This is a genomic window from Paraburkholderia ferrariae NBRC 106233 (assembly GCF_000685035.1).
In the GTDB taxonomy this organism is placed as follows: domain Bacteria; phylum Pseudomonadota; class Gammaproteobacteria; order Burkholderiales; family Burkholderiaceae; genus Paraburkholderia; species Paraburkholderia ferrariae.
Genome location: NZ_BAYB01000058.1, coordinates 1 through 26,685 on the forward strand (window position 1 = coordinate 1; position 26,685 = coordinate 26,685).

Genomic DNA, 26,685 nt, shown 5'->3' on the forward strand with positions numbered 1-26,685 from the left:
TTCGCGTGGGCCGTATTCGGCCACCCAGCGTTCCGATGCGCTTTGAGGGGATTGATGGTTCGTCACGATAGCCTGTTCCCCGGCGCTCAAAACTGGTCTTCGGTCAGCGCGAGCGCGCCTTCGCCGTTGCGCGCGGCGAGAATCGAGGCCTCGAGAGCAAGCGCCTGCGGCAGCACGTAGTCGGCAAAACTCTGTGCGGTCGCGATCTTGGCGCCGTAGAACGACGGATCTTCCGCGCGGCGGGCCTGCGCGACGAGCATGGCGCGCGCCATCTGCCAGCCGCACAGCACGATACCCGCAAGCTTCAGATACAGCACGCTGCCCACGAACACCGCATTCGGATCGCCCTTCGCATTCGCGACCACGAAATCGACGACGTTCGACAGCGCAGCGCGGCCTGCCGAAAGGCGCGTGTGCATCGCGTCGAACGCGCGGCGAGCTTCGCCGGCGTCGGCGCTCTTGAGCGCGGCAAGCGTTTCGTCGATCGAAGCGAGGATCGACTTCGCCACCGCGCCGCCGTCGCGCAGCGTCTTGCGGCCCACCAGGTCGTTCGCCTGGATTGCCGTCGTGCCTTCGTAGATCGGCAGGATGCGCGCATCGCGGTAGTACTGCGCGGCGCCCGTTTCCTCGATAAAGCCCATGCCGCCGTGCACCTGCACGCCGAGGCTCGTGACGTCGATCGACATTTCGGTGCTCCAGCCCTTCACGAGCGGCACCAGGTATTCGTAGATCGCGAGATGGCGCGCACGCTCGGCTTCGTCCGGATGGGAGTGCGCGATGTCGCTATGGGCGGCCGCCACGTAGGCAAGCGCGCGCGCGCCTTCCACCATTGCGCGCATCGTCGCGAGCATGCGGCGCACGTCCGGGTGATGGACGATCGTGACCGCCTGCTTCGCCGAGCCATCCACGGGGCGGCTCTGCACGCGCTCCTTCGCATACGCGGCGGCCTTCTGATAAGCCGCCTCGGAAACGGCAAGACCCTGCACGCCCACGGCAAAGCGCGCCGCGTTCATCATGATGAACATGTATTCGAGGCCGCGGTTCTCTTCGCCCACCAGGTAGCCGATGGCGCCGCCATGATCGCCGAACTGCAGCACCGCCGTGGGGCCCGCCTTGATGCCGAGCTTGTGCTCGATGGAAACGCAGTGCACGTCGTTGCGCTCGCCGAGGCTGCCGTCCTCGTTGACGAGAAACTTCGGCACGACGAAGAGCGAGATGCCCTTCACGCCTTCCGGCGCATTGGGCGTGCGTGCGAGCACGAGGTGGACGATGTTGTCCGCCATGTCGTGCTCGCCCCACGTGATGAAGATCTTGGTGCCGAAGATGCGGTAGCTGCCGTCGCCCTGCGGTTCTGCGCGCGTGCGCACCAGCGCGAGATCGGAGCCCGCCTGCGGCTCGGTGAGGTTCATCGTGCCGGTCCATTCGCCCGAGATCAGCTTCGGCAGATAGCGCGTCTGCAACTCTTCCGAGCCGGCGGTAAGCAGCGCTTCGATGGCGCCATCGGTCAGGAGCGGGCACAGCGCGAACGAGAGGTTCGCCGAGTTGAGCATTTCGATGCACGGCGTCGCGATCGTCTTCGCGAGGCCCTGGCCGCCGAATGCCGACGGGTGGACCACGCCCTGCCAGCCGCCCTCGCCGAACTGGCGGAACGCCTCGGCGAAACCGGGGGTGGCGGTGACCACGCCGTCGCGCCAGGTGCTCGGCTGCGTGTCGCCCACCACGTTCAGCGGCGCGATGACTTCCGCGTTGAACTTCGCCGCTTCGTCGAGCACGGCCTGGGCCGTCTCGGCATTCGAATCCTCCAGGCCCGGCAGCGTGGCGATTTTTGCAATATCCGCCAACTGCTCGAGTACGAAAACCATATCCTTGACCGGTGCTGCGTAGCTCATCGCGCGTCTCCTTCCATGTGGCCCCGGCATCGGATCCGCCACGACTGGCGGCCTCTTTGCACAGGTTCGATGACTCATCGTAACCCGCCCGGGCCGGTTGCGCGATATCCAAACCGGTCCATCGACTGACAAATCCTGCCGTCATAACTGCGCCGAACCGGCTGGCAGTTTTTGTCAATAATCCAAATGCGTGGCGCGCGCCGGCTGCGGCGGGGGGATCATTCCTCGGCCGCGGCGGCGAGGGGAGCGGCCAAGGCCGCGGCGGGCACCGGCGACACGCCCTGCCGGTAGGCCGCCGGCGTGCTGCCGGTCCAGTGGCGGAACGCGCGGTGAAACGCGGTGGGGTTGTCGAAGCCCACGTCGTAGGCGATGGCTGCAATGGCGTCGGTCGAGCGCGTGAGCCGTTGGATGGCCATGTCGCGCCGCACTTCATCCTTGATCGCCTGGAACGTCGTGCCTTCGGCCTCCAGCCGGCGGCTCAGCGTGCGCATCGACATGTTCAGGTCGTGCGCCACTTCGTCGATGCTGGAGGCAACCGGCAGCCGGTCCGCGATGATCTGCCAGACGCGGTGGTGCATGAGCCGCTCGGCAAACGAGACGAAGATCCAGTCCTCGGGCGCGCGCGCGAGGAACGCGTCGAGATCGGTCTTGCGCTGCCGCACCGGCAGGTCGAGGTAGGCCGCATCGAAGACGATGCGCGTGGCCGCGCAGTCGAAGCGCACCGGGCCGGGAAAGAGATAGACGAGATCGGCCACCTGCGCGGGCCTGGGAAACGCGAAATCCACGCCCGCGAGCGGGATCTTCTGGCGGATCAGCCAGGAGGCCACGCCGTGCACGAGCTTGAGCATGAGCTCGCAGCCGAGCATGCTCGCGCGCGGTGCCGGCGGTGCCGGGGCCGTGGTCGCCGTGGTCGCCGCCGTCGGCTCGACGAGTTCGAGGCACGCGTGCGCGCCGTCGCGGCGCGAGACGAGTTCGAGGTCGTCGAGGATCAGATGGAAGAACTGGCCGAAGCGATGCAGCGCGACTTCGAGGCGCGGCGCGTCGAGCAGGCTCAGGCACAGGAACTTGAGCGTGCCGCGCCGCAACGGGCGGCTGAAGATGCCGGGCATCTCGTCGTCGAGTTCGATCGCGAGCAGACGGTACAGCGTGGAGAACTGCTCTTGCGTCACGCGCGCGCCGGGCGTTTGCAGCAGTTCGTACGGAATCCCCGAATGTTCGGCGAGCCGCGCAACGGCCGCCCGGTTCGCGCCGGACAAAAATCCGTTGACGATCGAGATGGGGACGGTCGAGGAAAAAGGCTCCACGTGGGCAACGCTCCGGCTGAGGGCGCGAGCATTGTCGCATACCGGTCGCGCGCGTCGCCCACCCGATCCGGGCGGTGGGCCTCGCTGCGGCGCAGGCCCGAGCCCGAATCCCGAATCCCGAATCCGGTGGACTACTCCGCCATGTAGGCCTCGTCGGACCGCCTCTGCAGATGCCACGCGGGAAACGGATCGGCATAGGCCGCCCAGGCCGCAGGCCCGGCGCCCAGTTCGTCGCGCGTGAGCAGGCAGGCATCGAAGCCGCGGCGCAAGGCAGCCTCGTCGAGCCCCGTGCCGATGATCACGAGCTCCTGCTGCCGGTCGCCGAACGGCTCGGCCCAGCGCTCCACGATCATGGCGAGACTCTCTTCGTCGTGCGGCCAACTGCTGCGCGCTACGCCGGCCCACCACTCGCCCGCCAGCCCGTGCCGCGAAATCGCCCCGGCCTGCGACCAGTTGCCGACGAGATCAAAGCGCGAAGCGAGCCAGAAATAGCCTTTCGAGCGCACCACGCCCGGCCATTCGGTGTGGATCCAGTTCCAGAACCGCTCGGGATGAAACGGGCGGCGCGCACGATAGACAAAACTCGTGATGCCATATTCCTCGCTCTCCGGAATACGCTCGCCGCGCATCTGCGCGAGCCACCCCGGCGCCTGCGCCGCGGCCTCGAAGTCGAAGCGGCCCGTGCCCATCACGCTATCGACGCTCACCTGCCCGAACGACGACGTCACGATCTGCGCGCGGCTGTTGAGGCTGCGCAGCACGCCCTTCAACTGCGCGAGCGCCCCGGCGTCCACGAGGTCCGTCTTGTTGAGGACGATCACGTCGGCAAACTCGATCTGTTCGGTAATCAGGTCCACCACCGTGCGCTCGTCCTCGTCGCCCAGCGTCTCGCCGCGGTCGTGCAGCCGGTCGTGCGAGCCGTAGTCGCGCACGAAATTGCAGGCATCGACCACCGTCACCATGGTGTCCAGACGCGCCACGTCGGACAGGCTCACGCCCTCCTCGTCGCGGAACGTGAAGGTCTCCGCCACCGGCAGCGGCTCCGAAATGCCAGTGGATTCGATCAGCAGGTAGTCGAAGCGGCCCTCGGCAGCGAGCCGCCGGATCTCGACGAGCAGATCCTCGCGCAACGTGCAGCAGATGCAGCCGTTGCTCATCTCCACCAGCCGCTCCTCGGAGCGCGACAGCGCGGCGCCGCCCTCGCGGACGAGGCGCGCGTCGATGTTCACCTCGGACATATCGTTGACGATCACCGCCACGCGCTTGCCCTCGCGGTTATTGAGGACGTGGTTGAGCAGGGTCGTCTTGCCGGCGCCGAGAAACCCCGACAGGACCGTGACTGGAAGCTTGTTCATGATTTTCCGGGCGTTGTAGTAGGCGAATGGCGACCGGTCTCCTTGCGCGGAGCACGCGATCGCGGTTTTCTTCCGAATCGTTATGATATAACATTGCACAACTTGGACGTCTTCGGGCAGTTTCGAACACGAACCCCGCGCATCCCCGCGCTGCCGGGCATCGATCTGGAATTCCACCCTTAGTTTGTTACGTTATAACATTCTTTAAAACCACCTGACCAACACCGGCCCTCCAGGGCACCGCGGGCTCGTGTAGCCCGCGGCGGCATGGCGCCCTCCCAACCGACTACAAGAACATGAAACGCCACACCCTCATTTCGCGAGCCGCATGGCTGCTGTTTGCCCAGACCGTCTCCCTGCAAGCCCTGGCCGCCGCGCCGGGTGCGCCGCTGACCGGCACCGTCACCGACACCCAGGGCCACGCGCTCGAAAATGCCACGGTGTCCCTCCAGGACGCGAACGGCCACACGCTCGCGCAAACGCACACCGGCCATGACGGCACGTTCGCCGTGCCCGGCGTGCAGCCGGGCACGTATGCGGTCACGGTCGATGCAAAGGGCTTCGGCGCGAGCACGAGCATCGCCACCGTCGACACGGGCGCACCGCCGTCCCTGAAGGTGGCGCTGGAACCAGGCAGCACGATGGACGTGAACGTTCAGGCCCAGCGCCTGAACACCGCGCGCAACGGGCTGCAGCCCGATATCGGCGCGAGCGTGTACCACTTCTCGCAGGCCGATATCCAGAACCTGCCGCAAGGCGCGAGCACGCCCGTGAATCAGGTCCTGCTCCAGGCCCCCGGCGTGGCCAACGATTCGTATGGCCAGGTGCACGTGCGCGGCGATCACGCCGACCTGCAGTACCGCATCAACGGCATCGTCATCCCCGAGCCGATCAGCGGCTTCGGGCAATCGCTCGACACGCGCATCATCGACCAGGTCAATCTGATCACGGGCGCGCTGCCGGCCCAGTACGGCTATCGCACGGCGGGGATCGTCGATATCACGACGAAGTCGGGCGACACGGGCAACGGCGGCTCCATCGACGTGTATGGCGGCAGCCACCAGACGCTGCAGACGAGCGCCGACGTGTACGGCTCGCAGGGCCCGCTCAGCTACTTTTTCACCGGCTCGCTGGGCGTGAACAATCTGGGCATCGAAGCGCCGACCTCGGACCCGAATCCGCTCCACGACCACACGCGCCAGGGCAATGCCTTCGGCTACGTGTCGTACCTCATCAATCCGCTCACGCGCATCAGCGTGATGGCGGGCACGGCGGCCAACCAGTTCGAATTGCCCAATACGCCCGGCCTGCAGCCGCAGTACACGTTCAACGGGCAAACCAGCTTCAATTCGGCCAACCTGAACGAAACGCAGTCCGAACTAAACAACTTCGCCGTGCTCGCGCTGCAAGGCACGAACGGCGGCGCGCTCGACTACCAGGTGGCGCTCTTCACACGCTACACGCGCACCCAGTTCAATCCCGACGAAATCGGCGACCTGATGTTCAACGGCGTCGCCTCGAACGACTTTCGCAGCAATCAGGCCGAAGGCATCCAGACCGATACGACCTTCCGCCTGAACGACGCCCACACGCTGCGCGCCGGCTTCATGGCGCAGCAGGAACACGCCGTGTTCAACGACAGCGTGGCGGTGTTCCCGGCCGACGCGAACGGCAACCAGACTTCGGACATCCCGATGACGATCAACGATTCGGGATCGAAAACGGGCTACCTGTACAGCGCTTATCTCCAGGACGAGTGGAAGCTCACGCCCAAACTCACGCTGAACTACGGCCTGCGCTACGACGGCATGAACGAATACGTGAGCGCGAGCCAGCTGAGCCCGCGCGTGGGCCTCGTGTACCAGCCCACCAACGCGACCACGCTGCATGCGGGCTACGCGCGCTATTTCACGCCGCCCGACTTCCAACTCGTGTCCGCCGGCACGATCACGCGCTTCAACGGCACGACCAACCAGAGCGAGGTCACCGCGGACAGCCCCGTGCAGCCCGAACGCGACCACTACTTCGACATCGGCATCACGCAGCGCCTCACGCCCTCGCTCACGGTCGGCCTCGACGCGTACTACAAGATCGCCTCGAACCTGCTCGACCTCGGCCAGTTCGGCACGGCGCTCATCTACACGCCGTTCAACTATCAATATGGCCACGTGTATGGCGTCGAACTCACCGGCAACTACAAGCAGGGCAACGTGAGCGCGTACCTCAACTTCGCCTTCAGCCGCGCGCAGGGCAAGAACGTGACCTCCGCCCAGTTCAACTTCGACGCCGCCGAGCTCGCCTACATTTCGGATAACTGGGTATTCCTCGACCACGACCAGCGCGTGACGATGTCGATGGGCGGGGCCTACGACTTCGGCCAGAACACCTTCACCGCCGACGCCATGGTGGGCAGCGGCCTGCGCAGCGGCTTCGCCAACACCGACAAGCTGCCGTGGTACGGGCAGCTCAACCTCGCCGTGATCCACCACTTCAACGAGCCGGTTATCGGCAAGTTCGACGCGCGGGTGGTGCTGATCAATGCCTTCAACAGCGTGTACGAACTGCGCGACGGCTCGGGCATCGGCGTGCAGGCGCCGCAGTACGGGCCGCAGCGCGCGATCTATGCCGGCGTCACCAAGCTGTTCTGATGCCGCGAACACAGCCCACGCGCACAGGAATCCGATCATGAACGACTGGACCTCTCTTTCCGATACGGCGCGCCTTGGCGGCTGGGTCGTCTATCCGCTGACCGTGCTCGCCATCGCCGCACTGGCCATCACGCTCGACCGTGCCTACGCGTTCTGGCGCTTCGCCCGCATGCCGCGCTGGGTGGAGGAAGCGGGTGCGGATAGCGACGGCGGCCACGCCGGGTTCGCCGCGCAAAGCGACAACAGCCTGCCGCGGCAGCACGCGCTCACGCGCATCGGCCGCCTGCTGGCCGACACGCGCGCGCCGCTCTGGCGCATCGAAGCGCGTATCGAAGCCGTGGCCGCGCAGATCGAGCGCGACATGAGCCGCGGCCTGTGGCTGCTCGAAACCATCGTCACCGCGGCCCCGCTGCTGGGGCTGCTCGGCACGATCGTCGGCATGATGCATGCGTTCAAGCTGATCGGCGGCAACGGTCTCGTGAATCCCTCGGGGATAACGGGCGGCGTCGCGCAGGCGCTGATCGCCACGGCCATCGGCCTCGTTATCGCGCTTGTGGCGCTCTTCGCGTTCAACTACTTCTCGCGGCGCATCGACCGGCTCATGGACGACATCGAGTCGTTCGCAAGTCTCGCGCTCAGCGACCTGCGCCTCGGTGCGCAGCATGCGGTCCACGCATCATGAAGCTCAGGCGATCACGCCGCTCGAAGCGCGGGCGCATCGAGATCATCCCGATGATCGACGTGATGTTCTTCCTGCTGGCCACCTTCATGCTGACCTCGCTCGCCATGCAGCGGCTCGACACCGTGCGCGTCAATCTCCCCCTGGGGCGCGCGCAACCGCTTTCGCAAGACCAGCCGCTCACCTTGACCGTCGATCAGGCTAACCGGGTGTTCGTCAACCAGCAGCCGGTGCGCCTGGACCAGGTGACGGCGACGATCGCGCATTTGCTGCGCCCCGACGGCAACGTGGTGGTGGCCGCCGACGATCACGCGGCGCACGGCGTGGTCGTGCAGGCCATGCTCGCCGCGCGGCAGGCGGGCGCGGAGCACTTCCTCGTTGCCGTGCATCGTGAATAGCGGTTTGCAGAAGTTCTTCGTGCTGGCCGACCGCGATTGCGTCCGGCTTGGGGTGGCGCTCGTCCTCGCGGCGTTGACATGCCTCGGGTTGCTGGCCCATGTGGGAGACTGGTTCGCGGTGCGCGTGGCAGCGCCCAAGCCGAATCCGCCTATCGATATGCGGCTCGTGGAGATCGCGCCTGCGCCACCCGCCGCGCCTGTTGTGCATGCCGCGGTTGCGCCTGCGGCGGTCGCCACGCGGCCTGCGCAGGTTCGAACACGAGCCACGCCAGCGCGCGAAACACCCGTGCAGCGCAATCCGCTGCCGGCTCTGCCAGTGCGCGAAGAGGTCCGGGGATCTGCCTCGCCTTCAACTCATGAGGAATCCTCATCGCCCTCCGTCGCACGACCCGCATCGGCCACCACGTCGCAATCAACCGAAGCGACACCCGCCGCCCCGGGCAGCACCCAGGCGCGCGTTCTCGCACAACCCACGCCGGTGCTGCCCGACGACCTGCGCGAGCAGGGTTATCAGGTCACGGCGGTCGCCCACTTCAAGGTGCACCCCGACGGCAGTTTCGACGTGGAACTCGTCAAGCCAACCCAGAATCCGCGCCTCAATCAGATCCTGCTCGAAACCCTGCACCACTGGCGCTTCTTCCCGGCCATGGAAAACGGCCACCCCGTGGAAAGCGAGCAGGACGTGCGCGTGCATTTCACGGTGAGTTGACCGGCGCCGGCCGCGGGCCGCGGGCCAGTCAACGCGCTTACACGGACGAATGCGAAGTCCCCGCCAGGCCTTGCTGCGCCGGCTCGACGGGCAGCGGCTCGATCCGGCCCACGATCACGAGATAGCTGAACGCGCCGAGCACGCAGAAGCCCCCCGCCACAACGAGTGGAATCGTGAACGAGCCCTTCGTGAGCGCGACCATCGCGCCCGTGAACGTCGTGATGACGATGCCCGCGATATTCGAAGCGAAGTTCTGGATGCCGCCTATCGAGGCCACGTGGCCGGGTGTCGGCGCCACGTCGGCGGGCAGCGCCCAGATGCTCGCGGCCGCAAAGGCGAGGCTGCCGTACGAGAGGCCGAAGCACGCGAGCATGAGCCACGTGTCCGACGTGAAGGCAGAAAGCGTGATCGCCGACGACGCCAGCATGCCGCCGACCATGCAGGTCTTGCGCGCGGCCGTGAGGCTCCAGCCGCGCCGCACGAGCGTATCGGAGGCCCAGCCGCCCAGCCAGCCGCCCGGAATCGAAATCAGCGCGGGAATCATCCCCAGCGAGCCGAGCGACTTGAGCGAGAAGCCGCGCGTTTGCACCAGATAGCTCGGGAACCACGTAATGAAGAAGTAGATGACGAAGTTCAGGCAGAAGAAGCCCAGCATCATCCCCCACAGCGTGCGATAGCGAAAGAGCGACGCCCAGGTCACGCCGCCATTGCCGCGGCGCCGGCCGCTGCCGTCCTGCTGCGCCGTGGCGCCGCCCGATTCGCCCATCATCGCGCCATGCACGCCCGCGCGATAGATCGCGAACCAGCCGACGATCCACAGGATACCCAGGCATCCCGTGATCACGAAGGCCGCCCGCCAGCCGAGCGTGCCGACGATCAGCGCGACCACGGGAATCGAGAGCGCCGAGCCCACGCGAGAGCCGCTATCGAAGATACTGGTGGCGAACGCCCGTTCTTCGCGCGGGAACCATTGGCTCACGAGCTTCGCACACGACGGATAGGCCCCCGCCTCGCCCATGCCGAGCAGCAGCCGGCAGCCGAACATCCCCACCACGCTCGAAGCGGTGGCCGTGGCCGCCGTGAACACGGACCACCAGCCCACCGCAATCGGCAGCGCAATGCGCGCACCGATACGATCGACGAACCAGCCGAACGGCATCTGCATGAACGCATAGGTCCAGAAGAATCCGCTCAGCAGCAGGCCCATGTCGGCGGGTCCGATGCCGAGCGCCTTCTCGATCTGCGGCGCGGCGACCGCAAGATTCGCGCGGTCGATGTAGTTGATTGCAATGGCCAGAAAGCTCAGAAACACGACTACCCAGCGCATCTTCCTCATGGGGCTGTCTCCTTACAACGGCATCGTCATTGAATTCGCATCCGCGCGCCGGGATGCCGTCCGCACGCGTCTCACGTCGATACGTCGATACGTCGATACGTCGCGTTCCGCTCTGGTGGCGGAATCGCCCTCCTTCTTTCAGGTGGCCACGCGCGAAGCGAGCGCCGCGTGCAGCCTCGGCTGTGCGAGATCGAGACCGAGCTCACGCGCGAGTTCGATGACGGGCGCAAAGCGCCGCGCCTTTTTCTCCTCGTGATTGCGGGCAATGTCCGCCAGCCGGTGATCGAGGAAAGGATTGCAGAAGCGTTCGCGCAACGTGTCGAGATAGGCGCGCGCCGCCGCGCCCTGGCCCAGCGCGTCGAACACCAGCACTACTTCGTCGCGCCACAGCGCTTCGAGTTCGCCTCGCAGCGCCGGATCGTTCATGGCGTGCAGCGTGTTCTCGTCGGCGGGCCTGCTATCGGCGAGCCAGCGCTCGGCCAGGTAGGTGTGGCCGAGATTGAGCAACAGGAGTTTCAGGCGCAGGTAATGATCGAGATCGTCGGTGACGATCATCGCCTCGTGCTCGCACGGCAGCACCATCGCGTCCTGCCGCTCGATGGCCCAGAGCGCGTACGGTTCGGCAATGGCGCCCACGGGCTGGATCGGCTCGGACACGATGCGGTCGACGAGCGAGTTCACCCACACGCAACCGCGGCCGAGATAGTCGACGAAGTCCGGGCTCGCCTTCCACTCGCGCGCGAGTTCCATGACGAGCGCGCGCAGCGTGTCGCCGTTGCGGGTGAGGAGTTCGCACGGATAGAGCGTGAGCGGCGCAGCGCCCGCGTCGAAGCGCGCCTTCAGGAGCACCACGAGCTTCGCGACGAAGCCGCGCGGCACGCGCGCGCCGGGGCCGAGCAGATCGGCGCCGTCTTCCGCGAAGCGCGCGTAGCCGGTGTCGCCCGTGTTGGAAATCACCACACGCGCGTCGCGCGCGAAGCGCTCGCGCACGACGGCCCAATCGACGTTGGCATCGAGCGCTTCGGCAATCGCGTCGCCCTCGCGCGTTTCGTCGATGGACTTGCCCTGCTGGAGGCCGCGTATGCGCACGGGATAGCGGCGGTGCTCGCGCAGCGCGTCGATACGCGAGCGGCTTGCGGGGTTCGAAGTCGTCTGCACCACGGTGACACGCCCGAGCGCGCGCCCCTCGCGCAGTGCCTCGGCGATGAACAGATCGGCATGCGCCTGCAGAAAACGGCTCGTGCCGAACTGCAGGATGGGCGGGTTTTGCGGCGGGCGCTTCGTTTCGTCCATATCGCGCACTCCGCCTCAGCAGACGACGAGCGCCTTGATCACGCCCGCCTCCGGTTCGAGCAGCCTCGGAAACGTTTCGGATAACGAACCGGATTCGAGCCGATACGGGTTCGGCACCGAGGCGGGAATCTTTCCCGCGCGCCTCGCGTCCAGCACGCTCCCGAAGTCGACAGGCATGGCGTGGCGGCTCGCGAGCAGCGTGGTCTCGCGCTTGTGGAACCCGGGGCCGGGAAAGCCGATGCGGGCATCGACTATCGAAATCAGCGCATATTTGCGGCTGGGCGCGGCTTCCGGCTTCGGCCGCTCGATCACCTCCAGCCGGCCTGGCTTTTCGCAGATGACGGTTTTCATGGGAAATCGTGGCAAAACAGGCGATTGCAAGGCACCGGCGGACCCGCCTTGACGGGTCCATCCAGCAAACCGGCCGCTTCGGCCAAAGTGGCCTGACCAGCCACGAAAATACAAGCCATGGCAAAATTGGTCAAGCCACTTTTACCAGGAGCCCAAGCCGATCCCAAACCGCTCCCACAACCAGCGCCGAAAGCCCCAACCTTCGATTTACAATCGACCCTCTCCCCATTCCCCCTGCGCGCGGCCTCGCGCCCGCATGAACGACGCATCGACAGGAACCCCGCGTGGTCGCCAAATCCGCCGAAACCCGCCGCCTCTACTTGCAGATCGCCGACAAGCTGCGCGTGCTGATCGACGAACCCGGCTTCGCAAGCAACGGCCGGCTGCCCTCCGAGCGCGCGCTCGCGCAACGGCTGGGCGTGTCGCGGCCTTCGGTGCGCGAAGCGCTCGTCGTACTGGAGCTGGAGGGGCGCGTGGAGATCCGCATGGGGTCCGGCGTCTATGTCTGCGAAGCGCCCGGTGATACGGCCGGCGCGGCAACGCGCGCAATGCCGCAGGAAGCGGAACTGGGCGACAGCCTCGTCGATATCATGAACGCGCGGGCGGTGCTGGAGGGCGCGATTGCGGGGAGTGTCGCGGCGTTCTGCAAGCCGAGAGCGCTAAAGGCACTGCGCGCGATCTTCGAGACGATGGAACGCGAGGTACACGCGGGGCAGATTCCGGAGGCGGCAGACCGCGCGTTTCACGTAGCCCTCGCGCAGATGACGGGCAACGAGATTCTCGTGCAGACCGTGGAAGCGCTGTTCGACAAGCGCCACACGCCGCTTTCCTCGAAACTGCGCGATCACTTCGAGAGCGAGACCACCTGGCTTGCGGCACTCGACGAACACCGCGACATACTCGAAGCGCTCGAAGCGCGCGATGCGCTCCAGGCCCAGGCGGCAATGCAGCGGCACCTTAAGATTTCGCTGGAGCGCGTAATGGCGCGTCGCAAGCTGACGTAGGCCGGGTTTCCCGGCGCGGATTTCGTTGCGTGCTCAACGGCAAGACATGGCCCGCGCCATCGACAGAGGCAAAGCAGGAGTGCTTTCGCTTAAAGACTCGCGCCCGCCTCATGCGAACTTGCTCACCGCCTCCCACAGCCCGTTCAGATACACGGCGCCGAGCGCTCGGTCGTACAGGCCATAGCCGGGCTTGCCCTCTTCGCCCCAGATCATGCGGCCATGATCGGGCCGCACGTAGCCCGTGAACCCCACGTCGCGATACGCCTTGACGATGGCGGCAATATCGAGCGAGCCGCAGCTCGACAGGTGCGCCGTTTCTTCGAAGTCGCCTTCGGGCGAGACCTTCACGTTGCGAATATGGGCGAAGTGGATGCGCCCCATCGCGCCGAACTCGCGCACGAGCGATTCGACATGATTCTGCGGCCCCGCGCCGAGCGAGCCCGAGCAGAGCGTGAGGCCGTTGGCGGGATCGTCGACCACCTTGACGATGCGGGCAAGGTCGTCGCGGTTCTTCACGATGCGCGGCAGGCCGAAGATCGGCCGCGGCGGGTCGTCGGGATGGATGGCCATCTTGACGCCGCACTCGGCCGCAACGGGAATGATCGCCTTGAGAAAGTATTCGAGGTTGGCCCACAGGCGCGCTTCGTCCACCTCGCGGTACTCGGCGAGCAGCGCCTGAAGCGCCTGCGGCGCATAGCTCGAATCCCAGCCCGGCAGCGCGATGCCTTGTTCGGGGTCGATGCGCTCGACGGCTTCCGTAGTGAACGCGAGGCAGGTGGAACCATCTTCGAGCGTCTTCGCCAGCTCCGTGCGGGTCCAGTCGAACACGGGCATGAAGTTGTAGCAGATCACGCGGATGCCGGCGGCGGCCAGGTTGCGGACGGTCTGCTGGTAATTGGCGATCAGGCGCTCGCGCGTGGGCTTGCCGAGCTTGATGTCTTCGTGAACCGGCACCGATTCGACCACTTCGAAACTGAGCCCCGCGGCCTCGATGCGCGCCTTGAGCGCGGCGATCTTGTGCGGCGGCCAGGTTTCGCCCACCGGTTCGTCGTAGATGGCGGAAACGATGTGCGTGAGGCCGGGAATCTGGCGGATGTACTGCAGCGGAACCGGATCCGGTTCGCCGTACCAGCGAAAGGACATTTTCACGAGTGCGCCTCCTGAAACGCCATAGCGGAAGGATCGGGGCGAGCCGCCGCTATCTGCTGGTGCCGATTATATCGGCGCGCCGGGCAACGCGTGGCCCGCTTCGCGCAGGTGCGCCCGCATCGTTTCGAGGCTCAGTTCCGGGCCGAGATGCGATAGCTCGATCGCCGCCGCTTCGGCCGAGGCGCGCGCAATGTCCAGCACGCGCGCGAACATCGCTTCCTCGTAGTGTCTGACCGCTGCACGCCAGTCTTGCCCGGCCTCCCGCGCTTGCAGAAGATGCCGCGCCAGTTCCGCGGCATCCAGCAGCGCCGCATTCACGCCCTCGCCGCCGAACGGCGACATCACATGCGCCGCATCGCCGATCAACGTGATGCCCGCGCGGTTGGGCCAGTGGTGTCCCACCGGCAACGCGTGAATCGGCCGGCTGACGATCTGGTCGTTGCTTGCACGAATCAGGTCGAGCAGCGCCGGTGCCCAGCCTTCGAACTCGGCCGCAAGGCGCGCCCGCGCCGCCGCGGGCGCCGCAAAGTCGAAGGTCCTGCCGGCCCAGTCCGACGGCACGCGGAAGATGGCATAGCCGCGCAAATGCGCATCGGCATTGCGCTGGACGATCAGGGCGCGGCCGTCGCCTTCCGCGCCGAGCTTGCCGCGGCCCACCAGCGCCGCCAGCGCCGGGTGGTGCGTATCCACGGCGTCGATGCCGAACTCGATGAAGGTGAGGCCGCTGTACTGCGGCTCGTAGCGCGACACGAGGGGGCGCACCTTCGACCACGCGCCATCGGCGCCCACGACGAGATCGAACGGCCCGGCCCCTGTTGCGCCCTGCTCGAACGAAAGGTCCCAGGTGCCATCGCGATTCGCATGCACGGCCTGCAAGCCATGCCCCCAGCGCACCGCATCGGCCGGCAACGCCGCGAGCAGGAGCGCCCTCAGCGCCGTGCGATCGACTTCGGGGCGCTCGCGACCGGCAGCATCGTCGTCGGCGAAAATCAGGCGGCCCGTCTTGTCGTAGAGGCGGCTGCCCTGATCCTCATAGCGGGCAATCTTGAGGAACCCGGCTTCGAGCCCCGCGCGGCGCAGCGCGAGTTGGCCCGAATCGGCATGAAGATCGAGCGTCCCGCCTTGCGGCCGCCAATTCGCATGCGGTTCGCGCTCGAATACGGTGGCCGCGATGCCGCCCTGGCGGAGAATCCGCGCCAGGGCGAGACCACCCGGACCGGCGCCGACAATGGCAATGCGGGGATGCGCGCTCATGACTCCGCCCTCCGGACGATTTATATAGGCTCCTATGTATAGTAGCATAGGAGCCTATATAACCGGGTCAAAGACGATGGACTGGAAACTTTCGGACAACCCCGCCCCGCTCATCAACATGGCGTCGCGCGCGTTCATGCGCCTCGGCGACCGGCGGATGAAACCGCTCGGTCTCGGCATCGGCCAGATCCCCGTGCTCTATCTCCTGCGCGACGGCAGCGCGATCTCGCAGAAGGAACTGGCGCAGCACGCGAAGATCGAGCAGCCTTCGATGGCGCAGATGCTGGCGCGCATGGAGCGCGACGGGCTCGTGCGCCGCACGCCCGATCCCGACGACGGACGCAGCACGCTGTTCTCGCTGACGAAGCTCGCCTTGTCGAAGCTGCCGGCGGCGCGCGCAGCGCTGCTGGAAGGCAGCAAGACCGCGTGGGACGGCTTCAGCGCCGAGGAGATCGCGACGCTGCTCTGTCTGCTGCGGCGGCTGAACGAGAATCTCGACCGGGCCATCGCCGAAGAGGCCGCGTAGGCCGCCCTGCGTAAGCCGTTCGTTCGGCGCCCCGGCAGGCTGGAGAATTTTTATCTACGCTGGCCGCCCACGCTCCGCCAATTTGGAAGCAATTTCTCGCCTCGTCCAGGTAGGATTTTCTGCTTCGATTGGCGGAGCCCCTTATGACGACGAATACCGAACACCTGCATTACTTCGACTACGCAGCCACCACGCCGGCCGACCCGCGCGTCATCGCGGCCATGTGCGACTGCCTTGGCGTGGACGGGGTTTTCGGCAATCCCGCATCGAGTTCGCACAGCGCCGGCACCCGCGCCCGCGCGCTCGTGGAGCGCGCGCGCCGCGAAGTGGCGGCACTGATCGGCGCGAGCGCCGAGGAAATCGTCTGGACCTCGGGCGCCACCGAGTCGAACAATCTCGCGCTCAAGGGCTACGTGGAAGGCACCGAATCGCAGCCCCTTCCGCGAGCGCACCTCGTCACGAGCGAGCTGGAACACAAGGCCATTCTCGATACGGCCGCAAGCCTCGAGCGGCGCGGCACGCCGGTCACGTACGTGCGCCCCGGCGCGGACGGCGCGATCACGCCCGCGGCCGTTGCCGCGGCGCTGCGCGAGGACACGGGGCTCGTTTCGCTGATGCTTGTGAACAACGAGATCGGCACGCTCACCGACATTGCCGCCATCGCGGCCCTCGTCCACGAGGCGGGCGCCCTGCTCCACGTGGATGCGGCCCAGGCGCTCGGCAAGACGCCCATCGACGTGAAGGCGCTCGGCATCGATTTTCTTTCGATGTCGGCGCACAAGGTGTACGGGCCCAAGGGCATCGGCGCGCTTTACGTGCGCGAGGGGCTTGCCGCGCGCATCGCGCCGCAGATGCACGGCGGCGGCCACGAGCGCGGCTTGCGCTCGGGTACGCTCGCCACGCATCAGATTGTGGGCATGGGTACGGCCTGCGCCATCGCGGCCACCGACATGGAAGCCGACAACGCGCGTATCGCCCGGTTGGCAGCCAGGCTGCTGGAGGGCGTGGCCGGGTTGCCGGGCATCACGCTCAACGCGCGCGAAGCGCGCCGTATTGCGCACACCCTGAGCCTCACCATCGATCACGCCGGCTTCTTTCCGTTCCTGCTCGGCCCGGACTTCGCGGTCTCCACGACTTCGGCCTGCAATTCGGCAGCGGGAACGCCCTCGCACGTGTTGATGGGGATCGGCCTGAGCGCCGAAGCGGCGTCGCGCACGATCCGTCTGAGCCTCGGGCGCTTTACGAAGCCGGAAGATATCGACTTCGCGATTGCCATGCTGCGCGAAGTGGTCGAATCGCTGAGCCCGGCCACGGCCCAGGCGGTTTGAGCGACAGATGCGCGGCGCGTCCGGTCAGGCGTGCTGCGCGATGGCGATAATCAGCGTCGAGACGGACAAGGCAATCGCGACGAGCGCAATCGCAATGGCAGTGTTGTTCGGAAGTTTCATGCTCGATCCTGGTTCAGGCCGGTACGTTACCGTCCCCCGAGCGTTCCGGATGTTAGCAATTGTCAGAAACCGTATCCGCGCTTACCGCTTGCAGCGGCTCCTGCACTCAACAACGACAACGCCCCGGGGACCGCGAGGGCTCCGGGGCGCCGGGTACGCTAACGCATTCGGGCTCGCGCGGGCTTAGACCGTGTGCAGGTAGTGATAGAGCCCTGCCGCTGCCGCGCCGCCCACGAGCGGGCCGATCACCGGAATCCACGCATAGCGCCAGTCGCTGTCACGCTTGCCCGGAATCGGCAGCAACGCGTGCATGATGCGCGGCGAGAGATCGCGCGCCGGGCTCATCGCGTAGCCCGTCGGGCCGCCGAGCGAGATGCCGATCCCCAGTACGAGCAGACCCACCGGCAGTGCATCGAGTGCGCCGAGCCCCACTTGCGGCGAAGCCAGATAGAGCACGCCGAGGATCAGGATGAACGTGCAGATCGCTTCGGTCAGCACGTTGTGCTTCACGCTGCGGATGGCGGGCGCCGTGCAGAACACGGCCAGCTTGAGATCCGCGTCTTCTTCGCGTGCGAAGTGCTGGCGATAGGCCAGCCAGACAAGCGCCGCGCCGGCCATGCCGCCCAGCATCTGCGCGGCGATATAGCCGCCCACCTTCGACCATGCGAACTTGCCCGCGAGCGCGAGACTGATCGTGACGATGGGATTCAGGTGCGCGCCGCTGAACGACGCCGTGACGTAGACCGCAACGAACACGGCCATGGCCCAGCCGAACACGATGACGATGAGATCGGCGCCGTTGCCTTTGGTCTTGGCGAGCAGCACGTTGGCGACTGCGCCGTTGCCGAGCAGTACCAGAATGGCGGTGCCGATAAATTCTGCAATGTATGGTGACATGATGTTGTCTCTCTGACCATGCGGCAGGAACGCTTTTACGCGTGTCCCGCCTTATGGGAATTTATTTTTAAGTATGACTGACGAGTTTGAAATGAAAGCTCAGTGCGTGTCGTCCGCCCACGCCTTGGCCGCCCGTACCGCGCGCTGCCAGCCTGCGCGGCAACTGTCCACCTGCTCCTGGGCCATCGCCGCGCCGAAGCGGCGGTCGAGCTGCCACTGGCTCTTCACCTCGTCGATGTTCTTCCAGTAGCCGGTCGCAAGACCCGCAAGATACGCGGCGCCCAGCGCCGTGGTCTCGGTGATCTGCGGACGCACCACGTCCACGCCCAGCATGTCGGCCTGGAACTGCATGAGCAGGTTGTTCGCACTCGCGCCGCCGTCCACGCGCAATTCGCCGATGCTGATGCCCGAGTCGGCTTCCATGGCCGAAAGCACGTCCAGCGACTGATACGCGATCGAATCGAGCGCCGCGCGCGCGAGGTGCGCCGCAGTCGTGCCGCGCGTCACGCCGAAGAGCGAGCCGCGGGCACGCGCATTCCAGTGCGGCGCGCCGAGCCCGGCAAAAGCGGGCACGAGATAGACGCCGTCGGTATGCGGCACGCTGGCCGCCAGCGCTTCGATCTCCGCCGCGCTCTTGATGACGCCCATGCCGTCGCGCAGCCACTGCACCACCGCACCCGCGATAAAGATGCTGCCTTCGAGCGCATAGTTCACCTCGTTGCCGATCTGCCAGGCAATCGTCGTCACGAGGTTGTTCTTCGACTCGATCGGCTTCGTGCCGGTGTTCATCATCAGGAAGCAGCCCGTGCCATAGGTGTTCTTCACCATGCCCGAGGTCGTGCACATCTGGCCGAAGAGCGCGGCCTGCTGGTCGCCCGCGATGCCGGCAATGGGAATCTTCGAGGCGAACACCGTGGTCTTCGTCGGGCCGTAAATTTCGGACGACGAACGGACTTCCGGCAGCATGCTGCGCGGAATGTCGAGTGCTTCGAGCAGATCGTTGTCCCACTCGCGCGTATGGATGTTGAAGAGCATCGTGCGCGACGCGTTCGTCACGTCGGTCACGTGCAGTTCGTGCTTCGTGAAGTTCCAGATGAGCCAGCTGTCCACCGTGCCGAATGCGAGCTTGCCCTGGCGCGCCTTTTCGCGCGCGCCCGGCACGTTGTCGAGAATCCAGCGGATCTTGGTGCCCGAGAAGTACGAGTCGATCGGCAGGCCGGTCTTTGCGCGCACTTTCGCTTCGAGGCCCTGGGCCTTCAACTGGTCGCAGAAGTCGGCCGTGCGGCGGTCCTGCCACACGATGGCGTTGTAGATGGGGTGGCCCGTTTCGCGGTCCCAGACGATGGTGGTCTCGCGCTGGTTCGTAATGCCGATGGCGGCGATATTGGCGCCGTTCATGCCCGCGCGCGTCACGGCTTCGGCGGCAACGCCGGCCTGCGTGGACCAGATTTCCTGCGGGTCGTGCTCGACCCAGCCCGGCTGCGGGTAAATCTGCTCGAATTCCTTTTGCGCCATCGAAACGATATTGCCCTGGCGGTCGAACAGCATCGCGCGCGAACTGGTCGTGCCCTGGTCGAGCGCGAGAATATATTGATCCTGCATGTCTCTCATCTCCATCGTTGGTCGTTGTGATTCGCGCCGCGGGTAGCGGCGCGCGGGTGGGGCGAGGCCGCCGGATGCCCGGCTTTGCCCCGTTGGGCGCTTAGTGCGCGACCTTCGTGCCTTGATTCAGTGCGTCTTGCAGGCCCGGCGTCGCACAGCCAGCGGCAAACCATGCGTCGATGGCGGCCGTCTCCGCCTCCAGCGTGCCCGGCGCCACGTGCAGGCCGAGCTTCGAACGGCGCCACAGTACGTCCTGCGCGCACGTCGCCCATTCGGCATCGCGCAGGTAAAGCAGTTCTGCTTCGTAAATGCCCGGCGCAATCTCCTTGCCGAGGCCCGCGAGCGAGGTGGCATTGCCCACCAGGCGGCTTGCGCGCGTGCCGTAGGCGCGCGCATAGCGGCGCGCGAGGGGCGCGGGCAGCCAGGCGTGGCGTTTGGCGAAGTCGTCGGCAAACGGCGCAAAGCGTGCGCCGGCAATGTCGCCGCCGGGCAGCGGCTTGCCCGCCGTCCACGTGAGCGCATTTGAGCCCAGCGCGCGGCACAGCATGTCCGAAGCCTCTTCCGCGAGCTTGCGGAAGGTCGTGATCTTGCCGCCGAACACCGAGAGGAGTGGTGCGCCCTCGCCGTCGTCCAGTTCCAGCTTGTAGTCGCGCGTGACGGCCGAGGGGTTGTCCGCGCCCTCTTCTTCGAGCAGCGGACGCACGCCCGAATAGGTCCAGCACACGTCGGCCGGCGCGATCTTGCGCTTGAAGTAGCGGTTGATCGACTCGCACAGATAGCGCGTTTCGTCGCCGTCGATGGCGACCTTCGCGGGATCGTTGCGGTACTCCACGTCGGTCGTGCCGATCAGCGTGAAGTCGTGTTCGTACGGAATCGCGAAGATGATGCGCTTGTCCGGGTTCTGGAAGATGTACGCGTGGTCGTGGTCGAACAGGCGCTTCGTGACGATGTGGCTGCCTTTCACGAGCCGCACGCCATGCTGCGCACCGCGCCCGAGCGCGCCGTGCAGCACCTCGCCGACCCACGGCCCCGCCGCGTTCGCAAGCGCGCGGGCACGCACGTCGAGCGTCGAGCCGTCCACGCGCTGCAGCCGCGCCTGCCACTCGCCGTTCGCACGGCGGGCCGAAACGAGCTTCGTGCGCGTGAGGATGTCGGCGCCATGCTCCTGCGCGTCGAGCGCGTTGAGCACCACGAGGCGCGCGTCGTCCACCCAGCCGTCCGAATAGACGAAGCCGCGGCGGATCGAATCGACGAGCGGCGCGCCCGCCGCGTGGCGGCGCATGTCGATGCCGCGCGAGCCCGGCAGCAGTTCGCGCTTCGCGAGGTGATCGTAGAGAAAGAGGCCGACCCGGATCAGCCATGCCGGGCGCAGGTTCGGCATGTGCGGCATGACGAAGCGCAGCGGCCACATGATGTGCGGCGCCGCGCGCAAGAGCGTCTCGCGCTCCTGCAGCGCCTTGCGCACGAGGCCGAATTCCTTGTACTCGAGATAGCGCAAACCGCCGTGAATCAGCTTCGTGCTGGCCGACGAGGTATGCGACGCGAGGTCGTCCTGTTCGCACAGGAGCACGGAAAGGCCGCGCCCGGCGGCGTCGCGCGCGATGCCCGCGCCGTTGATCCCGCCGCCCACCACGAGCAGATCGTACCGATTCTGTTGACTCACCTGCTGTCCCTGAAAATAAGACGAACCCGAAATGTTCGAATACGAAATCTAACGAACAAAATCGAAAAAGTAAAGTTCGTTTTCTGACGGGGTTTTACCTGGGTGGGTAAGCGACCGGGATGGACGAAGCGTGGGAGTCCGCCCGGGCACGAGATAAGCGCGCAAGCGCCGCCGGACGGGGATTACAGCGGGGGAAGCGGCGGAAAGCGGCACCCTGTACCACGTCGGCTTGCGTGCCGCTCAGGCCCTTGAGCGACCTGGCGAAACACGTCGTGTCACGAACCTGGGCGTGGGGGAAATGTTCGAATCGCGCCGCCATCATGTTCAAACGAACACGAAACGCGCACGCCGCGAACGCGGCTCACCCGGCGATATAGACCTGCGTGCCGGCCGCCGCCACGGTCTCGCTCATTTCCGGCGGCAGCGGTTTGTCGGTGAACAGCGCATGGATCTGGTTCAGATGCCCCTGCCGCACGAGCGCCGGCCGGCCGAATTTCGAATGATCCGTCACCAGATAAACGGTGCGCGCATGCTGGATGATGGCCTCGGCCACGCGTACCTCGCGCGTGTCGAAGTCGCGCAGCGTGCCGTCCATTTCGATGGCCGAGGTGCCGATGATCGCGAAATCCACCTTGAACTGGCGGATGAAGTCGATGGCGAGCTCCCCCACGATGCCCTTGTCCCACGGCCGCACGATGCCGCCCGTGATCAGCACCTCGCACTCGGGATAGCCGGTCATCACGCTCGCGACGTTCAGATTGTTCGTGACGACGTGCAGGCCCCGGTGCCGGTTCAGCGCCCGCGCCACCTCCTCGGTGGTCGTGCCGAGGTTGATGAAGAGCGAGGCCTGATCGGGAATGTGCGAGGCCGCGAGCGCCGCGATGCGCCGCTTCTCGTCGTGGAACATGCGCTGGCGCGCGCTGTACGAGACGTTCTCCGAGCTCGTGGGCAGGCTCGCGCCGCCGTGGTAGCGGCGCAGCAGATTCATGTCGGCCAGCCAGTTCACGTCGCGGCGGATGGTCTGCGGCGTGACGTTGAAGTGCGCCGCGAAATCGTCAACGGTCACGAAACCGTCGCGTTGCACCCACTCGAGCAATTCCTGCTGGCGCGCATTGAGGGTGAGGCGGAGGTCTCGTGTCATGGTCTCTTGTCGGGGGACGCGGAATAGCTGTCCCTATTGTAAGGGGTGTCGCGGGCCAGGATAAATTTCGTCACCCCGGCGACGGATTTTCCGCGCACCCGCCGTTAAAGAGAAAACCCGGAAAAAAACCGGAGAAAAACCGGGGCGCGCGCCCCGCCCACCGCACGGAGAAACACAATGCACAAGAACACCATGAGGCGCCTCGCCGTAGCCGCGCTTGCCGCGCTCGCGACCACGGCGGCGCTCGCCCAGGAAGTCATCGTCGCCCCGCCGCCGCCGCGCGTGGAAGTCGTGCCGCCGCCGCGCGCCGGCTACGTCTGGGACCCGGGCCACTGGCGCTGGCAGCACGGCGCCTACGTGTGGATCGGCGGCCACTGGCAGCGTGTGCACGAAGGCTATCACTGGGTGCCCGGCCACTGGGTCCAGCACGGACCGAACTGGCGCTGGGTCGAAGGACATTGGGCCTGAGCGGGCCGCCTGCGCGCCGCTGGAGCATGACATGAGAACCCTTCTGATCCTCGCGTTGAGCGCGGCCATGCTGTCGGGCTGCATCGTGGTGCCCGAGCGGCCCGCGTATTACCATCCGGCGGTCGTCGTATATTGAACCCTCGCGACCCCATTTATACCGCCATGCACGGCTACCGGCTCCCTGTACTCGCCGGGGCCGCCGCAGCCGCATGGCCGCACGACAAGAAAAGCATGTGGCCCGACAGCGTCGCGCACGCGCCCAGCCGCCTCGCCCCCCGGGCGACGGCGGCCCTGCGCGCCGGGCCCCTCTTCAGCCAGGGAGTGGACGAACATGAACTACGCGCGGCAGGCACGACGGCCCGCCCGAACGAAGCAGCGCTCCCGGCCACGGCCGGGCGTGCTGCTTCAGAGCCGTCACGGTGCGCCTTGAGCGAGCGCGATCCCGACGCAGACCTCGTCGCCCGGGTGGGCGCGCGCGATCCCGGCGCCGTACGCACGCTCGTCATGCACAAGCTGCCGCGGCTGCTCGCACTGGCAACCCGCATGCTGGGGGACCGCATGGAGGCCGAAGACGTGGCTCAGGAGGCTTTCATGCGCATCTGGAAACAGGCGCCGCAGTGGCGCACCGGCGAAGCGAAGTTCGACACCTGGCTGCACCGCGTGGCGCTGAACCTCTGCTACGACCGCCTGCGCGGCCGCCGCGAGGAGCCCGTGGACACGCTGCCCGACGAAGCCGATCCGGCCGCCTCGCCCGACCTGCGCTTCGACGAACGCGCCCGCGACGAAGGCGTGCGCCGCGCGCTCGCCGCCCTGCCGGCGCGGCAGCGCGAGGCGCTGGTGCTCACCTACTACCAGGAGTTGTCGAACATCGAGGCCGCGGCCCTGATGGACATTTCCGTCGACGCGCTGGAGAGCCTGCTCGCGCGGGCCCGGCGTTCGTTGCGCGCGCAACTGGCCGGCGACGGCACAAGCAAGGACACAGCATGACACCCGAACGCTTCCACACTCTCGTGGCCGCCTATGGCGCCGACCCGCGCCGCTGGCCATCGCACGAGCGCGACGACGCGCTCGCCTGGGCACGCGCGCACCGCGCCGATGCCGAGACCGCGCTCGACGAAGCGCTCGAACTCGACGCGTGGCTCGCCCGCGACACCGTGGCGCCGCCCACGCGCGCGCTCTTCGAGCGCATCGTCGCCAGCGCGCCCGCGAACGCGGACCCGCGCGCCAAAGCGCCGCAGCGCCGGCGCCTCTGGTGGTCGGGCGCCGCCTTCGCGGGCGTGGGCCTCGCGGGCGCGCTCGCCGGGGCGCTGGCGGTGTCGATGGTGCTGCTCGGCAGCGCGCCGACTTCATCGCACGAATCGTACGACGCGCACGAGAGCAGCTATCTGAGCACGGGCTTCGGCGATTCGAGCGCCGACTGGGGTGACGAATGAACGGCCGTGGCTGGAAGTTTCTGGTAGCGGGCTCGGTACTGCTCAACGTGTTCCTGCTCGGCGCGATTGCGGGCGGTGCGTGGCGCTGGTTCGCGGCGCAGGGCGAGCATCCGGTGCCGCCCGCGCAAAAAACGGCGCTGCGCTTTGCCGCCGACGATCTCACGCCCGAGCGCCGGGCCCAGTTCGCCGATGCGCTCAAGGACGCGCGCCGCGAAGGCAAAGCCTACGCCCGCGAGGGGCGCGACGACCGGCGCGTGGTGCTCGACCTGCTCGCCGCGCCGCAACTGGACCGCGCGGCGCTCGACGATGCCCTCGCGCGCACGCGTGCCGCGGACACGGCACTGCGCGCGCAGGTGGAAAGCGGCGTGGCCGATTTCGCGGCCACGCTCACGCCCGAGGAGCGCGTGAAGTTCGCCGAGGGCCTGCGGCAGCGCGGTCAATGGCGGCTGCCCGCCGCGAAGCCCGCGAAGCCGCCGCAGGCGGCCAGCACGGCGCAGTAAGCCGGGCGCCGGACACGGCCTGGACGCTGCCCGGCTCCGGCCCGACTGCGGCCCGACTGCGGCCCGAATAACAATCAGTAACAACAACGTACGAAAAAGTCCGCAGGCGCGCGACGGATTAGCGAAAGGGCCGCCGTTTAACGCAAGTACGCAACGCCTGAAGGACTTCGCATGGAACACCTGCCGACTGTCAGCGCCGCGGCGATCGCGATGAACCGTTTCGGGCTTGGCGCGCGCGCCGACGAAACGCCGCCCGCCGATCCCCGCGACTGGCTTCTCGATCAGTTCGCGCACTACGAACCGCTGCCCGCGGCATGGAGCCAGCAGCCCGGCGCCGCCGCCATCGCGCAACGCTTTGGCGAAGAGCGCGAGCAGAAGATGGCCGACAACGCCGCAGCAGGCGGCATGACAAGCAGCATGACCGCCGGCAGCACGACAGGGCCTGCCGCTGGAGATCCGAAACAGGCAGCACGCCAGGCGATAAACCGCGACATTCGCCGCGAGGGCGCCGATCTGTACCGCAGCGCCGTGAACGCGCGCCTCGCCAGCGCACTTGCCACGGACACACCGTTCGTCGAGCGCCTCGTCCATTTCTGGTCGAACCACTTCGCGGTCTCCGTCGATAAAGGCCAGGTGGCGAGCCTTGCGGGCGCGTTCGAAATGGAGGCGATCCGGCCGCACGTGCTGGGCCGCTTCGAAGACATGCTCGTGGCCGTGGAGCAGCATCCGGCCATGCAGGTTTTTCTCGACCAGACAGGCTCGGTGGGCCCCGACAGCCGCGCCGCCCTGCGGGCCGACGAACGCGACCCGGCCCACAAGCGCGGACTCAACGAAAATCTCGCACGCGAGATCATGGAGCTCCATACCTTAGGTGTGCGAAGCGGCTATACGCAGAACGACGTGACCGAGTTCGCGCGCGCGCTCACCGGCTGGAGCGTCGCGGGCGTGCGGGGGCGGCAGCCGCCCGGTGCGACGCCGGGCGCCTTCGTGTTCCGCCCTGCCCTTCACGAGCCCGGCGAACGCACCGTCATGGGCCGCCGCTACGATCAGCCCGGCGAGGCGCAGGCGCTCGCGATCCTGCACGATCTCGCGCTCGCGGACGCCACGAGCCGCCATATCGCCCTGCAGCTCGGGCGCCACTTCGTCGCCGACAATCCGCCGCCCGAACTCACCGAGCGGCTCGCCGCGGCTTACCGGCAAAGCGGCGGCGACCTGCCGACGGTGTATCGCGCGCTCGTCGAATCGCCGCAGGCCTGGACAGGGGTCAACGCGAAGTTCAAGACGCCCTGGGAGTGGACGGTTTCGTCGATGCGCGGGCTCGGCTGGCGCGATGCCGGCGACCTGAACGCCGCCCCGCTCCTCACGCAGCTCGGCCAGCCTGTCTGGCGGCCCGGCTCGCCCGCGGGCTACGACGACATCGCCGCAAGCTGGGCCGCGCCCGACGCACTCGTGCGCCGCGTGGAAGTCGCGCAGCGATTCGCCGCGCGCACGGGCGACCGGCTCGATCCGCGCACGCTCGGCCAGACGCTCATGGCGGGCTCGCTGAGCGCGCCCACGGCCACGGCGGTGGCGCATGCCGAAAGCGCCCCCACGGCGCTCGCGCTGCTGCTCGTCTCGCCCGACTTTCTGAGAAGGTGA

General features: G+C 67.0%; 23 protein-coding genes and 1 pseudogene. 12 read left to right on the forward strand and 12 right to left on the reverse strand.

Annotated elements, in window-relative coordinates:
- Positions 1-86: 86 nt before the first annotated feature.
- The 3 genes from BFE01S_RS35250 to zigA all read right to left on the reverse strand — a co-directional run bounded on the left by BFE01S_RS35250 (position 87) and on the right by zigA (position 4,548).
- Entirely contained in the window at positions 87-1,889 is a 1,803-nt protein-coding gene (locus BFE01S_RS35250) for an acyl-CoA dehydrogenase (RefSeq protein ID WP_028229517.1), read from the reverse strand.
- A gap of 218 nt (positions 1,890-2,107) precedes the next feature.
- Positions 2,108-3,193 carry an AraC family transcriptional regulator gene (locus BFE01S_RS41480; RefSeq protein WP_084170420.1) on the reverse strand — a complete coding sequence of 362 codons (1,086 nt, stop codon included), beginning with the start codon at positions 3,191-3,193 and terminating at the stop codon, positions 2,108-2,110.
- Between the two features lie 131 nt (positions 3,194-3,324).
- Positions 3,325-4,548: a zinc metallochaperone GTPase ZigA gene (zigA, locus tag BFE01S_RS35260; protein ID WP_028229518.1), complete on the reverse strand. Its 1,224-nt coding sequence runs from the start codon at positions 4,546-4,548 to the stop codon at positions 3,325-3,327.
- Between the two features lie 296 nt (positions 4,549-4,844).
- On the opposite strand from zigA, the gene BFE01S_RS35265 reads away from it, so the two are divergent.
- Genes BFE01S_RS35265 through BFE01S_RS42395 form a run of 4 tightly spaced genes read left to right on the forward strand, consistent with a single transcriptional unit; the run spans position 4,845 to position 8,982 of the window.
- The gene (locus BFE01S_RS35265; RefSeq protein ID WP_028229519.1) at positions 4,845-7,196 is read left to right on the forward strand and encodes a TonB-dependent receptor; all 2,352 of its coding nucleotides are present in this window, start codon (positions 4,845-4,847) and stop codon (positions 7,194-7,196) included.
- Positions 7,197-7,233: 37 nt separating this feature from the next.
- Complete coding sequence (locus BFE01S_RS35270; protein ID WP_028229520.1) at positions 7,234-7,878, forward strand: MotA/TolQ/ExbB proton channel family protein; 645 nt, start codon at positions 7,234-7,236, stop codon at positions 7,876-7,878.
- Complete coding sequence (locus BFE01S_RS35275) at positions 7,875-8,273, forward strand: ExbD/TolR family protein (protein WP_028229521.1); 399 nt, start codon at positions 7,875-7,877, stop codon at positions 8,271-8,273. The genes BFE01S_RS35270 and BFE01S_RS35275 overlap by 4 nt, the downstream gene beginning before the upstream one ends.
- Positions 8,266-8,982, forward strand: coding sequence for an energy transducer TonB (locus BFE01S_RS42395; protein ID WP_245621276.1), 717 nt, complete (start codon positions 8,266-8,268; stop codon positions 8,980-8,982). Before BFE01S_RS35275 ends, BFE01S_RS42395 begins: the two co-directional genes overlap by 8 nt.
- A gap of 37 nt (positions 8,983-9,019) precedes the next feature.
- Here the strand turns inward: BFE01S_RS42395 and BFE01S_RS35285 are convergent, their stop codons facing one another.
- The 3 genes from BFE01S_RS35285 to BFE01S_RS35295 form a co-directional block, all read right to left on the reverse strand.
- The gene (locus BFE01S_RS35285; protein ID WP_028229523.1) at positions 9,020-10,318 is read right to left on the reverse strand and encodes an MFS transporter; all 1,299 of its coding nucleotides are present in this window, start codon (positions 10,316-10,318) and stop codon (positions 9,020-9,022) included.
- Positions 10,319-10,456: 138 nt separating this feature from the next.
- The gene (locus BFE01S_RS35290; protein WP_028229524.1) at positions 10,457-11,611 is read right to left on the reverse strand and encodes a mannitol dehydrogenase family protein; all 1,155 of its coding nucleotides are present in this window, start codon (positions 11,609-11,611) and stop codon (positions 10,457-10,459) included.
- A gap of 15 nt (positions 11,612-11,626) precedes the next feature.
- Positions 11,627-11,962, reverse strand: a complete 336-nt coding sequence (locus BFE01S_RS35295) for an MDR/zinc-dependent alcohol dehydrogenase-like family protein (RefSeq protein WP_028229525.1) — start codon at positions 11,960-11,962, stop codon at positions 11,627-11,629.
- A gap of 284 nt (positions 11,963-12,246) precedes the next feature.
- Here BFE01S_RS35295 and BFE01S_RS35300 point away from each other — a divergent pair, with 284 nt between their 5' ends.
- Positions 12,247-12,966 (forward strand): FadR/GntR family transcriptional regulator, encoded by a 720-nt coding sequence (locus BFE01S_RS35300; protein WP_028229526.1) that lies wholly within the window; start codon positions 12,247-12,249, stop codon positions 12,964-12,966.
- Positions 12,967-13,074: 108 nt separating this feature from the next.
- Here BFE01S_RS35300 and uxuA read toward each other — a convergent pair whose 3' ends face one another.
- Positions 13,075-14,115: a mannonate dehydratase gene (uxuA, locus tag BFE01S_RS35305; protein WP_028229527.1), complete on the reverse strand. Its 1,041-nt coding sequence runs from the start codon at positions 14,113-14,115 to the stop codon at positions 13,075-13,077.
- Positions 14,116-14,181: 66 nt separating this feature from the next.
- Positions 14,182-15,369 (reverse strand): FAD-dependent oxidoreductase, encoded by a 1,188-nt coding sequence (locus BFE01S_RS35310; protein ID WP_028229528.1) that lies wholly within the window; start codon positions 15,367-15,369, stop codon positions 14,182-14,184.
- 76 nt (positions 15,370-15,445) lie between these two features.
- On the opposite strand from BFE01S_RS35310, the gene BFE01S_RS35315 reads away from it, so the two are divergent.
- Both BFE01S_RS35315 and BFE01S_RS41490 read left to right on the forward strand, forming a co-directional pair.
- Positions 15,446-15,895, forward strand: a complete 450-nt coding sequence (locus BFE01S_RS35315) for a MarR family winged helix-turn-helix transcriptional regulator (RefSeq protein WP_028229529.1) — start codon at positions 15,446-15,448, stop codon at positions 15,893-15,895.
- Positions 15,896-16,038: 143 nt separating this feature from the next.
- Positions 16,039-17,211: pseudogene (locus BFE01S_RS41490) on the forward strand (cysteine desulfurase family protein); the annotation flags it as partial.
- Positions 17,212-17,526: 315 nt separating this feature from the next.
- On the opposite strand, the gene BFE01S_RS35330 reads toward BFE01S_RS41490, so the two are convergent.
- From BFE01S_RS35330 to BFE01S_RS35345, 4 genes are all read right to left on the reverse strand, one after another.
- The gene (locus BFE01S_RS35330; protein ID WP_028229530.1) at positions 17,527-18,240 is read right to left on the reverse strand and encodes an MIP/aquaporin family protein; all 714 of its coding nucleotides are present in this window, start codon (positions 18,238-18,240) and stop codon (positions 17,527-17,529) included.
- A 99-nt stretch (positions 18,241-18,339) separates the two neighbouring features.
- Positions 18,340-19,842, reverse strand: coding sequence for a glycerol kinase GlpK (gene glpK / locus BFE01S_RS35335; protein ID WP_028229531.1), 1,503 nt, complete (start codon positions 19,840-19,842; stop codon positions 18,340-18,342).
- Between the two features lie 100 nt (positions 19,843-19,942).
- Complete coding sequence (gene glpD, locus BFE01S_RS35340) at positions 19,943-21,505, reverse strand: glycerol-3-phosphate dehydrogenase (RefSeq protein ID WP_028229532.1); 1,563 nt, start codon at positions 21,503-21,505, stop codon at positions 19,943-19,945.
- 361 nt (positions 21,506-21,866) lie between these two features.
- Positions 21,867-22,646, reverse strand: coding sequence for a DeoR/GlpR family DNA-binding transcription regulator (locus tag BFE01S_RS35345; RefSeq protein WP_028229533.1), 780 nt, complete (start codon positions 22,644-22,646; stop codon positions 21,867-21,869).
- A gap of 177 nt (positions 22,647-22,823) precedes the next feature.
- Here BFE01S_RS35345 and BFE01S_RS35350 point away from each other — a divergent pair, with 177 nt between their 5' ends.
- The 5 genes from BFE01S_RS35350 (at position 22,824) to BFE01S_RS35375 (ending at position 26,685) form a co-directional block, all read left to right on the forward strand.
- Positions 22,824-23,114, forward strand: coding sequence for a YXWGXW repeat-containing protein (locus BFE01S_RS35350; RefSeq protein ID WP_028229534.1), 291 nt, complete (start codon positions 22,824-22,826; stop codon positions 23,112-23,114).
- Between the two features lie 291 nt (positions 23,115-23,405).
- Positions 23,406-24,101 (forward strand): RNA polymerase sigma factor, encoded by a 696-nt coding sequence (locus tag BFE01S_RS35360; RefSeq protein ID WP_407668260.1) that lies wholly within the window; start codon positions 23,406-23,408, stop codon positions 24,099-24,101.
- Positions 24,098-24,547, forward strand: coding sequence for a hypothetical protein (locus tag BFE01S_RS35365; RefSeq protein ID WP_028229537.1), 450 nt, complete (start codon positions 24,098-24,100; stop codon positions 24,545-24,547). The genes BFE01S_RS35360 and BFE01S_RS35365 overlap by 4 nt, the downstream gene beginning before the upstream one ends.
- Positions 24,544-25,047, forward strand: coding sequence for a periplasmic heavy metal sensor (locus BFE01S_RS35370; protein WP_028229538.1), 504 nt, complete (start codon positions 24,544-24,546; stop codon positions 25,045-25,047). The genes BFE01S_RS35365 and BFE01S_RS35370 overlap by 4 nt, the downstream gene beginning before the upstream one ends.
- 171 nt (positions 25,048-25,218) lie before the next feature.
- A complete protein-coding gene (locus BFE01S_RS35375; RefSeq protein WP_028229539.1) occupies positions 25,219-26,685 on the forward strand; it encodes a DUF1800 domain-containing protein in 1,467 nt (488 codons plus the stop codon).

What these genes read in the sequence shown, in the direction of transcription:
- zigA (WP_028229518.1), bottom strand. Translation starts at nt 4,548, where the DNA reads ATGAACAAGCTTCCAGTCACGGTCCTGTCGGGGTTTCTCGGCGCCGGC.
- BFE01S_RS35265 (WP_028229519.1), top strand. Translation starts at nt 4,845, where the DNA reads ATGAAACGCCACACCCTCATTTCGCGAGCCGCATGGCTGCTGTTTGCC.
- BFE01S_RS35365 (WP_028229537.1), top strand. Translation starts at nt 24,098, where the DNA reads ATGACACCCGAACGCTTCCACACTCTCGTGGCCGCCTATGGCGCCGAC.
- BFE01S_RS35350 (WP_028229534.1), top strand. Translation starts at nt 22,824, where the DNA reads ATGCACAAGAACACCATGAGGCGCCTCGCCGTAGCCGCGCTTGCCGCG.
- BFE01S_RS35375 (WP_028229539.1), top strand. Translation starts at nt 25,219, where the DNA reads ATGGAACACCTGCCGACTGTCAGCGCCGCGGCGATCGCGATGAACCGT.
- BFE01S_RS35290 (WP_028229524.1), bottom strand. Translation starts at nt 11,611, where the DNA reads ATGGACGAAACGAAGCGCCCGCCGCAAAACCCGCCCATCCTGCAGTTC.
- BFE01S_RS35275 (WP_028229521.1), top strand. Translation starts at nt 7,875, where the DNA reads ATGAAGCTCAGGCGATCACGCCGCTCGAAGCGCGGGCGCATCGAGATC.
- BFE01S_RS35315 (WP_028229529.1), top strand. Translation starts at nt 15,446, where the DNA reads ATGGACTGGAAACTTTCGGACAACCCCGCCCCGCTCATCAACATGGCG.
- BFE01S_RS35370 (WP_028229538.1), top strand. Translation starts at nt 24,544, where the DNA reads ATGAACGGCCGTGGCTGGAAGTTTCTGGTAGCGGGCTCGGTACTGCTC.
- BFE01S_RS35345 (WP_028229533.1), bottom strand. Translation starts at nt 22,646, where the DNA reads ATGACACGAGACCTCCGCCTCACCCTCAATGCGCGCCAGCAGGAATTG.
- glpK (WP_028229531.1), bottom strand. Translation starts at nt 19,842, where the DNA reads ATGCAGGATCAATATATTCTCGCGCTCGACCAGGGCACGACCAGTTCG.
- BFE01S_RS35285 (WP_028229523.1), bottom strand. Translation starts at nt 10,318, where the DNA reads ATGAGGAAGATGCGCTGGGTAGTCGTGTTTCTGAGCTTTCTGGCCATT.
- BFE01S_RS35270 (WP_028229520.1), top strand. Translation starts at nt 7,234, where the DNA reads ATGAACGACTGGACCTCTCTTTCCGATACGGCGCGCCTTGGCGGCTGG.
- BFE01S_RS35310 (WP_028229528.1), bottom strand. Translation starts at nt 15,369, where the DNA reads ATGAGCGCGCATCCCCGCATTGCCATTGTCGGCGCCGGTCCGGGTGGT.
- BFE01S_RS35330 (WP_028229530.1), bottom strand. Translation starts at nt 18,240, where the DNA reads ATGTCACCATACATTGCAGAATTTATCGGCACCGCCATTCTGGTACTG.
- BFE01S_RS35295 (WP_028229525.1), bottom strand. Translation starts at nt 11,962, where the DNA reads ATGAAAACCGTCATCTGCGAAAAGCCAGGCCGGCTGGAGGTGATCGAG.
- BFE01S_RS35250 (WP_028229517.1), bottom strand. Translation starts at nt 1,889, where the DNA reads ATGAGCTACGCAGCACCGGTCAAGGATATGGTTTTCGTACTCGAGCAG.